1 protein-coding gene is annotated in these 675 nt (G+C 68.7%); it reads left to right on the top strand.

The genetic code is table 11. The features are described 5' to 3' along the window. Window positions 1-252: 252 nt before the first annotated feature. On the top strand, window positions 253-675 hold a 423-nt coding region (locus A5622_RS02840), incomplete at its 3' end, for a hypothetical protein (protein ID WP_156752817.1).

Raw genomic sequence — 675 nt, 5'->3', positions numbered from 1 at the left:
CAAACGCCAGCATATCATACAACGGATGCTGACTCTTAATCAGCGGGTCCGGGGTTCGAAACCCTGACGGCGCACCACGCATAACCTGCATCATGTCACGTTCTCGTCACAGACAGAATCGTCAACTGGTCCCCTAACTGGTCCCAAACTCTCGCCGCGCCCTTCCGCACGGAACGGCGAGTGGACCACGCCGGTGCGGCCGTAGGCGCGGTAATAGAGGACCTGCGGCGCCTCGACGCACACCGTCCGCGCTTGCCAATTCAGCGCCGCGGCCATAACGGCGTCGATGCCGCCGCCGCTGCCGCGCCTGTCCGCCAGGGCTACCGCCGCGCCGGCGTTGCCGCCCGGCACCAGCATGACCACCCGGTCCTCGGGCTGGCAGCGCAGCACCCCGTCGGCGTCCGGCTCGATACGCTCACCGTCCGGGGTGATCGCGAACAGGTCGCTAGCGCGGCCGCTGGCGCCACCCGGGGCGAACTGTGCGGCGACCCGCTGTGGTCGATTAGTGAGGGCTCGTGGACGATCACCGACGACGAGCGGCGCATCATCGCTGGATTCGACGAGCGGGCGCGTGAGCGGCTGAACGAGATGGAGCGCGAGCGGGTCGCCGCACAGTTCGCCCCGGGTGGCGCCAGCGGCCGCGCTAGCGACCTGTTCGCGATCACCCCGGACGGT

Origin of the sequence: Mycobacterium sp. 1245801.1, from assembly GCF_001673055.1 — a bacterium.
Classification (GTDB): Bacteria; Actinomycetota; Actinomycetes; order Mycobacteriales; family Mycobacteriaceae; genus Mycobacterium; species Mycobacterium europaeum_A.
Note: the sequence above shows the minus strand (reverse complement) of the source record. Positions and strands in the feature narration are given on the sequence as shown.